Here is an 8,849-nt window from a genome sequence, read left to right as displayed (position 1 = left end):
GGCTCCGGACCGCCGCAAGCGGCAGCTCTGCTGCCATCAGAACCATCGTTTCCAGTCTTGAGAGCATATCTTTGGCGCTGTTTGCATGTCCAGTTGAGAGCGAGCCATCGTGTCCCGTATTCATCGCCTGCAGCATTTCCAGCGCCTCGCCGCCCCGGACCTCCCCAACGATGATGCGGTCCGGACGCATTCGGAGACTCGCCCGGATCAGATCGCGCATGGAAATCTCCTGCGAACCATCCCGGTTTTCTACCCTTGTTTCCAGGCTGACAAGATTCGTTACATGGCGGATTTGAAGCTCTGCCGAATCCTCGATCGTAATGACGCGATCCTCCTGTGGAATATAGCCGGACATGGCGTTTAAGATCGTCGTTTTTCCCGATCCGGTTCCGCCGCTGATAAAAATATTGAGTCCCCGCTCGACCGCTTTCTGCAAAAATACCGCTGCCTCCCGGCTGATACTTTTTAACTCAATCAGGCGTTCCATCGTGATCGGTTCCGGGAACTTCCGGATCGTTAAAATCGGCCCATTTAACGCCACCGGTGCCAGCACCACGTGGACACGAGAACCATCTTCCAGTCTCGCATCCGCAATCGGGGATGCCAGATTGACCGTCCGGTTGACACGGCTTACAATCTGCTGAATCAGATCCTCTAGCTGCCCTACCGAATCAAAGTGCTTTTCTAACTCTTCCACACGCCCCTGCCGCTCGACAAAAATGTGCTCCGTGCCATTTACCATGATCTCCGTGATCGTCGGATCATCGACCAGCTCCTGCAAAATATCCAGCCGTCTGAATGAATCAAACAGCTCTTTTCTCAAACAAAGCCGCTCTTTTAACGGCAGATACGCCCCTTCTGCCGCTTCCAGAATCGCCATGTCGATCAGGTCGCGCAGCTCCTCATCCTCCACCTGCATACGGCTCTCCATCTGCTCCATCAGACGCTGCCTCAAAACCATTTTCTGCTCCTGCATACTTCCCCCTGCCAGTTGTTTCTCTCACAACCGTTTACTCTTTAGAATGACTGGCAAAATCCCGCTCAATTTATCCCTGTCAAAAGACTTTGCCCCTTCTAATTTAACCCACAATGAACATTATCCGCCCACACTGCTTCCCCGCAGCAGCTGCCGTACATAATCACCCAGTTCTCCCCATAAGAGCTGGTCAATATAATCGCCCCGTCCAAAACTGCCGTGATACGGAAGCTTCAGGCGTTTAATACGTTCCCTTAGCATGCCATTTCCTGTCTGTGAAAAATACTGCTCCAGCTCCTTAAGCTTTGCCAAAGACACCGGATCTTCCCGGATCGGCATATAAATTACCCGGCACAGCTTCATTACCGAAAGCGCCGTCCTGCGCCCGCTTCCTATATCCACTACCAGCGTATCATACGCACTCTCCCCGGCAATTGCCCGTATAAGCCCCGCGATTGCCTCCTCTCCCGCCTGATCCAGATCCTCCGGATAGCGCACCGGCGGAATATAGTCCAGCTCCCCCATCGTGTGGACAACGCTGCTCAAACGAAGCGAATTATAGCTTCCACCGTTGTAAAAATACAACAGATCCGACAAATCACTCTTATATTCTTCTTTCATCAAAACCGACAGACCGGAAAATTCCTCCAAGTTCAAATACAGCACCCGCTCCTCCTGTGCCAAAAGTTTTCCCATTGTCAGGGCAAACGAGGTCTTTAAACACCGTCCAACCGGCGAATACACTCCCAAGACCTTCGCCAGCCCCCGCCCGGACACCTCCGGCAGCTCCCCCGGGCTTTCCCCATACCAGGTCATCACGTCGCGCACAATCGCATCGCTGGACTGGTATTTGTAGACACAGGGAACTGACGGACTGACCGGTTTTCCCCCATTATCCGATAAAAGAATAACCTTTTCCGCCCGGATGGACTCCTTTTCTTCCGCCGGAACATGCTCGCCCAACAACAGAAGCTTTACCGGATGTTCCGCCGCAAATGCCCGCAGCCGCTCGATCGAGCTGAACGCCACCACCTCAAACGGTATTTTTTCCTTCTGGTTAACTACCTCTGCAAACCGCGCCGCATAGACCGGATCCACATCATACACCGCCAGAATATGCTTCATCGCACCGCCACCTCCCTAATCACAAGCCATTTTCCTTACAGATACCGAATCAGCTCCGCCCCAATCACTCCCAAAAACAGGCACGGTGCCAGACAAAAAGATGCCTCTTTTCCATCCCGCGCTTCCAGATAGTACGGCTCGACGCTTCCCCCAAGCGCGGACCGGTACAAATAAAACACAAGATATGTAAGCCGCTGCCTGGCAATCCCACGCCGGATAAGTAATACGAGCGACCATATTCCGGCAGCTGCCAGCCCGCACAGGAAAATCCGCCCGCCCTGCCGCAGCCCGGCGGCACCAAACAGGACGGCTGCCATTTTGATGTCCCCCGCACCTATCATGCGAAACAGATACAGAGGGAACAGGACAATCAGTAAACTCCCGACACGAATCAAATATCCACAAGTCTCGCCAATCCCCATCATAAGCGCCGCCCTATATCCCGGCAGCCGCCCGTCCCATCCGGCCGTATATCCCATCTTCATCCCCAGACCAAACCGAATCAAAAGAAACAACAGGCCGCCAAGCAGAAGCATCCCATTGGGAATACGGCGTTTTTTCAAATCCCAAAACGCACAGCCGCCAGTAAACAACAGCAGCAAAAAGTTCAATCCATCCCCTCCTTCTCTTTCGCATACATGAAACGAACAATTTCTGCACAGTATGTCCTCTTTTCAAAACTCCTGCCGCAAACGATAGCTGCCAGTCCTGCGCCAGCTTTTACCGCCACCTTTTTCCATTCATTTCCTGTATGCACTTCAAACATTCCTGAAAAATTATCGAACACTTCTCTGAACTTAACTTTTAGAATCTTAATAATAGATCAACGGGAAATCCGGATTCCCGTGACAGATGGAAGAACCCATCCATGAATGTTCCTCCATTATGAACAGTTTTTGGTCAAAAGTCAATCCCAAAACGCCCGAAATATGCGCCAAAAACATCTCAAAAACTTTGTGCATCTGAACCCATTATTTTAGCTAGACAATTTTGTTATTTGAAAATAATTGCCAAAATATCTCTTTATTTTTTATCTATAAATACCCATTCCAGCATTTTCCTTTCCATTGACTGACGAAACAAAAAATGGTAAAATACTATTAGTTTAAATTTTTAAACCATTATAGAAGGAGGAGCCGCGATGAAAAAGGGAATAGAACTCCGACAGCATTTTCATACCTGTATGCCTCTTTTTATCGCGCTGGGCGATGAAATACGGCTGACGATCATCGAAGCACTGACGGACGAAGTCCTCACGGGGCGCACAAAAAACAACGATGTGAACAAAAATCAGCCTGATAAGAACAATGACCGTCAAATCAGCCTGCCCGCCCAGTCCCGTCCGCATGGCTTAAACGTCCGGGAGATCACCGAACGAACCAGCCTGTCGCGCCCGGCAGTTTCCCACCATTTGAAGATCTTAAAGACAGCCGGGCTGATCGATGTCCACCGGGAGGGAACCTGCAATTATTATTATCTCTCAATCGAAGACAGCACCCGGAAACTGATGCAGCTCGGACATCTGCTGGAATCCGTGCTTTCCATGGACGCCTGAACCAGGATGCATATCTTTCCATTTTCTGAATATACTGATCGTTGTACCAATTTATAGGATTCAGAAAGAGAGCATCAAACCATGAAGCACAACCGCACCCACTGCTACGGTATCACCAGCACGGACATTTTTTCCGCCCACCCTGACCCGGAGCTGCTGACAGAACTGCGACAGACCATGAGCACGATCAACACCGTTTTCAACCATTTTGAAGAGGTCGTCGATCCGACTCTGATTGACTGCTATATCTACGAACTGAAAGCCGCACACCTCCGGTATCAGTTCCTTTTACGACATATTAAACAACAGGAAAATACCATTTAACCGACACAAGGAGGACCTTTCTCATGACAGCCTGGTACGACAAAGCTATCTTTTACCATATGTATCCTCTGGGAATGACCGGAGCACCGTTTGCCAATCCCTATCCCGTCTCCGATGGGGCAGCGGATGGCACAAACAGGGACGTTTCCGCCGATTCCCGCATGGACGAACTGATACAGTGGATTCCCTATTTAAAGAGCCTGCATATTTCCGCGATTTACATCGGACCGCTGTTTGAATCATCCACGCACGGCTATGATACCCGTGATTTCCGGCTCATCGACCGGCGGCTGGGGACCAACGTCTCCTTCCGATCTTTCGTGGACTGTTGCCATGAGCATGGCATCCGCGTCGTCGTGGACGGCGTATTCAACCACACCGGTCGCGAATTTTTCGCCTTCCGCGACCTGCAGGCGCACCGTGACCAGTCCTCTTACGCCGGATGGTACAGGAACGTCAATTTCGGCTGGGGCAGCCCGCTCGGTGATTCCTTCGGCTACGAATCCTGGCACGGCATCTGGGAGCTTCCCTGCTTAAACCACGGAAACCCGGAAGTGCGGAACTATCTGCTTGACACTGTCCGTTTCTGGGTGCAGGAATTTGACATCGACGGCATCCGCCTCGACTGCGCGGGCGATCTTTCCTTTGAATTTATGCAGGAACTGCGCCGGCTGGCAAATGAAATCAAGCCGGAATTCTGGCTGATGGGTGAAGTCATCCACGGCGAATACGCCCGCTGGGTCAATCCGCAGATGCTTCATTCCGTCACCAACTACGAGATGCACAAAAGTATCTATTCCGCGCACAACGACCACAATTATTTCGAACTGGCACACAATGTCCGCCGCCTCGAAGCAGTGGGGCGGGATCTCTACACCTTTGTGGACAACCACGACGAAGACCGGATCGCAAGCAAACTGTTAAATCCGGCACATCTTGCGCCGCTTTACACGCTGCTGTTCACTCTTCCGGGCATTCCATCCATCTATTATGGAAGTGAATGGGGCATTCAGGGACGCCGCGGACACAACTCTGATACGGAACTCCGTCCGAGAATCCTGCCGCCGAGACCGCTTGCAGAAGAAATGCAGACCAGCGACGGACAAAACACAGGCATCCGCACAGATGGCAACTGCCAGAGCTTTTCGAGCGCCACAGGCACAAACATACACGCAGGCGCAAACACCTGCTGCCAGACCATTTCAAGCACCACAGACTCAAACACAGATACCAGCGCAGGCACCGTGACACCGCTTACACTTCTGATCCAGAAACTCGCCGCCATCCACGCCGCCGAACCGGCGCTTCACGGTGGGCGTTATCAGGAACTTCTGCTGACAAACCGGCAGTACGCATTTGCCAGACACGGTGACCACCAGGCGATCCTTACCGCTGCCAACAACGATGACAACGCCGCTTATTTACAAGTTCCGCTTCCATTCCACACGACAGCGGAACAAGCTACGGATCTGATTACCGGAAAATCGTTTTTGATCGATAAGAATACAAACAAAATTCAGATAGAATTAGAGGGTAACAGCGCTGTTATTCTCGGAATCACGGAGGGGTAACCTTATGAAAAAAGCAGCTTCCACTACTAAACGAACCACATCGAAAAAACCAAAGACAGAGGGACTCGGCGTGATCGGCGAGCTTGACCGGTATCTCTTCGGAGAAGGCCGCCACTACCAGCTCTACCACAAGCTGGGCGCACACCCTTATACATATCGCGGACAGGACGGCTACTATTTCGCGGTCTGGGCGCCGCACGCAGCCGCCGTCAGCCTGGTCGGCGACTTCAACGCCTGGAATCCGGATGCAACCCCGATGAAGCCGGTCGCAGACAGCGGCATTTACGAGCTCTTCGTACCGGGACTTGGCGTGGGACAGCTCTACAAATTCGCCATCACCACGCACACGGGAACGATTTTATTTAAGGCAGATCCATATGCATTTTCGGCAGAATACCGTCCAGGAACCGCTTCCGTGACCGCCGATATCCGCGGCTTCAAATGGAACGATTCCAAATGGATGGAATCGCGCGCGGGCACCGATCCGGTCAAGGCGCCAATCTCTATCTACGAGGTTCACTTAGGATCCTGGAAAAAGAAAAACCGCCCGGAAAAGGACGGTTATTACACTTACATGGAAGCCGCGCATGAGCTGGCTGACTATGTCCTGGAAATGGGCTACACCCATGTAGAGCTCATGGGAATCGCCGAACATCCGTATGACGGCTCCTGGGGCTATCAGGTAACCGGCTATTTTGCCCCGACCTCCCGCTACGGAACCCCGGCGGAATTTATGTATTTCGTCAATTACTTACATAAAAAAGGCATCGGTGTCATCCTAGACTGGGTTCCGGCGCATTTTCCGAAGGATGCACATGGACTTGCCGATTTCGACGGACAGGCGCTCTATGAGTACGCCGACCCGCGCAAAGGCGAGCACCCGGACTGGGGTACCAAGGTCTTTGATTATGCCAAAAACGAGGTATCCAATTTTCTGATCGCCAACGCGCTCTACTGGCTCGATGAATACCACATCGACGGTCTGCGCGTGGACGCCGTCGCTTCCATGCTTTACTTAGACTATGGACGCCAGGACGGACAGTGGGTACCAAATAAATATGGCGACAACAAAAACCTCGAAGCCATCGAGTTTTTCAAACATTTAAACAGCGTGATCCGCGGCCGGAAGGACGGCGCCATCATCATTGCCGAGGAATCCACCGCCTGGCCGAACGTTACCAAGAGCCCGGAGGAGGACGGTCTTGGATTTACCTTCAAATGGAATATGGGCTGGATGCATGACTTCCTCGAATACATGAAACTCGACCCGTATTTCCGTAAATTTAACCACAACAAAATGACCTTCGGCATCACCTACTGCACCAGCGAAAACTTCATTCTGGTGCTCTCGCACGACGAGGTCGTCCACCTCAAATGCTCGATGATCAACAAAATGCCGGGCGAATACGAGGATAAATTTGCCAATCTGAAAGTCGGCTACACTTTCATGCTCGGACATCCGGGCAAGAAACTTCTCTTCATGGGACAGGATTTCGGTCAGTTCCATGAATGGGATGAAAAAGTCTCCCTCGACTGGTACCTTACGAAAGAGCCGTTCCATGCCGACCTCCAAAATTATGTGAAAGGGCTTTTGACGCTCTACCACAAATATCCGGCGCTCTACCGCCTGGACGAGGAGTATGACGGCTTCCAGTGGATCAACGCCAACGACGGAGACCGCAGTATTTTCAGCTTTATCCGCCGCGATGAAACACAGAAAAAGAATCTTCTCTTCATCTGCAACTTCACCCCGGTAGACCGCGACGATTACCGCGTCGGTGTTCCGAAACGCGGCACCTACACGCTGCTGCTTGACCAGGAACACGGCTACTACAAGCGCGGCGATAAGATCAGCCATTACCGCTCCATCAAGAGCGAATGTGACGGACAGCCATACTCCTTCGCGTACCCGCTTCCGGCGTATGGAACTGCGGTGTTCCGGTTCTCATAAAATAATGTTCCTATGAAGTCAAAAAACCTGCCGCAGACAGACTGTTTATATGGGGGATACAGTCTGCCTGCGGCAGGTTTTATTTATACGGGTTCTGATTCGTGACCCAATCAATTTTATCCACGGATCGCCGCTTCCAGCTGCTTCAGCGCTTTCTCCACCGTCGCCCGCGGGCATGCGATATTGATCCGCTCGAAGCCCTCGCCGTCCGGTCCGAACATCGCGCCGCTGTCCAGCCACAGATGTGCCTTGTCCACGATCAGATGTTCCAGCTCTTTTTCATTCAAATGAAGCGCCTTAAAATCCAGCCACAGAAGATAGGTTCCCTCCGGCTCGATCAGACGGATTTCCGGCAGATGCTCTTCCAGATACGCCTTCACAAACTTCCGGTTCTCCTCCAGATACGCTTTTAGCTGTGCAAGCCACTCCGCTCCCTCTTCATACGCCGCCTGGCATGCTACCAGCCCCATCAGACCGACCTGGCTGTAGCCTGCCGCCGCGATCTCCTTTAAGAGTTTCTTCCGAAGCTCTGGGTTCGGCACAAAGATATTGGAAATCTGCAGTCCCGCCAGATTGAACGTCTTAGATGGTGCCGTGCAGATCAGGCAGTTCTGCTCAAACTCTGCACCCAGCTTCGCAAATACTGTGTGCGGATGTCCCTCGCGGGTAAAATCACTGTGGATCTCATCGCTGACCACGAGCACACCGTGACGCAGGCAAATCTCGCCGACCCGGCGCAGTTCTTCCTCGCTCCAGACACGTCCGACCGGGTTGTGCGGACTGCAAAGCAGGAACAATTTGACCTTATTTTCCACGATCTTCGTTTCCAGAGCATCCAGATCCATCGTGTAATAGCCATCCGTGATTTTCAGCGGGCTGTTGACAATCTTACGCCCATTGTCCGTAATTACTTCCGAAAACGGATAGTACACCGGCTGCTGAAGCAGTACGCCGTCACCTTCCTTTGTATACGCCCGGACAGCCGCCGCCAGCGCGAATACAACGCCCGGTGTCTTCACCAGCCACTCCGGTTTCGTCTCCCAGCCAAAGCGCTCCCGGTACCAGTTCTGGACTGCCGCAAAATAGCCCTCTTTTCCATCACTGTAGCCGAAAATACCATGTTTTACTGTCTCTTCCAGCCGCTCTAAAATCGCCGGAGCCGTCTGAAAATCCATATCAGCCACCCAAAGCGGTAAAATATCCGCTGGTTTTCCTCGCTCGATGGCAAAATCATATTTTAAACAGTTGGTACCATGCCGGTCCACCACTTTGTCAAAATCGTATTTCATGCATTTTCCTCCCAATCCATCGTTCCTGTCAATGAACGGTTTTCACTCTGGCATCCTG

8 protein-coding genes (1 of these 8 only partly in view) are annotated in these 8,849 nt (G+C 52.0%); 4 read left to right on the top strand and 4 right to left on the bottom strand.

What is annotated here, in order from left to right; genetic code table 11:
* The 3 genes from QVO97_RS11235 to QVO97_RS11225 all read right to left on the bottom strand — a co-directional run.
* Positions 1–976: the 5' portion of a CpaF family protein gene (locus QVO97_RS11235; RefSeq protein ID WP_369678423.1), read on the bottom strand. The gene continues 254 nt to the left of window position 1, outside the view; the window shows 976 of its 1,230 coding nt (coding positions 1–976); it begins with the start codon at positions 974–976; its stop codon lies off the left edge, out of view.
* A 120-nt stretch (positions 977–1,096) separates the two neighbouring features.
* Positions 1,097–2,101, bottom strand: a complete 1,005-nt coding sequence (locus QVO97_RS11230) for a hypothetical protein (protein ID WP_022360412.1) — start codon at positions 2,099–2,101, stop codon at positions 1,097–1,099.
* A gap of 35 nt (positions 2,102–2,136) precedes the next feature.
* Positions 2,137–2,712: a prepilin peptidase gene (locus QVO97_RS11225; RefSeq protein ID WP_022360411.1), complete on the bottom strand. Its 576-nt coding sequence runs from the start codon at positions 2,710–2,712 to the stop codon at positions 2,137–2,139.
* Between the two features lie 530 nt (positions 2,713–3,242).
* Between QVO97_RS11225 and QVO97_RS11220 the strand changes: the two genes are divergently transcribed.
* The 4 genes from QVO97_RS11220 (at position 3,243) to glgB (ending at position 7,502) form a co-directional block, all read left to right on the top strand.
* On the top strand, positions 3,243–3,656 hold the full coding sequence (locus QVO97_RS11220) for an ArsR/SmtB family transcription factor (protein WP_022360410.1): 414 nt from the start codon (positions 3,243–3,245) through the stop codon (positions 3,654–3,656).
* Between the two features lie 81 nt (positions 3,657–3,737).
* Positions 3,738–3,980, top strand: coding sequence for a YaaL family protein (locus QVO97_RS11215; RefSeq protein ID WP_022360409.1), 243 nt, complete (start codon positions 3,738–3,740; stop codon positions 3,978–3,980).
* A gap of 23 nt (positions 3,981–4,003) precedes the next feature.
* Positions 4,004–5,551 carry an alpha-amylase family glycosyl hydrolase gene (locus tag QVO97_RS11210; RefSeq protein WP_022360408.1) on the top strand — a complete coding sequence of 516 codons (1,548 nt, stop codon included), beginning with the start codon at positions 4,004–4,006 and terminating at the stop codon, positions 5,549–5,551.
* 4 nt (positions 5,552–5,555) lie between these two features.
* Entirely contained in the window at positions 5,556–7,502 is a 1,947-nt protein-coding gene (glgB, locus tag QVO97_RS11205; protein ID WP_022360407.1) for a 1,4-alpha-glucan branching protein GlgB, read from the top strand.
* 116 nt (positions 7,503–7,618) lie between these two features.
* On the opposite strand, the gene QVO97_RS11200 is transcribed toward glgB, so the two are convergent.
* Complete coding sequence (locus QVO97_RS11200; RefSeq protein ID WP_022360406.1) at positions 7,619–8,791, bottom strand: MalY/PatB family protein; 1,173 nt, start codon at positions 8,789–8,791, stop codon at positions 7,619–7,621.
* Positions 8,792–8,849: the final 58 nt, after the last annotated feature.

It is taken from the genome of Clostridium sp. CAG:43, assembly GCF_000434655.1.
GTDB classification, from domain to species: Bacteria; Bacillota; Clostridia; order Lachnospirales; family Lachnospiraceae; genus Otoolea; species Otoolea fessa.
This window is presented reverse-complemented; position numbering and strand designations above follow the sequence as displayed.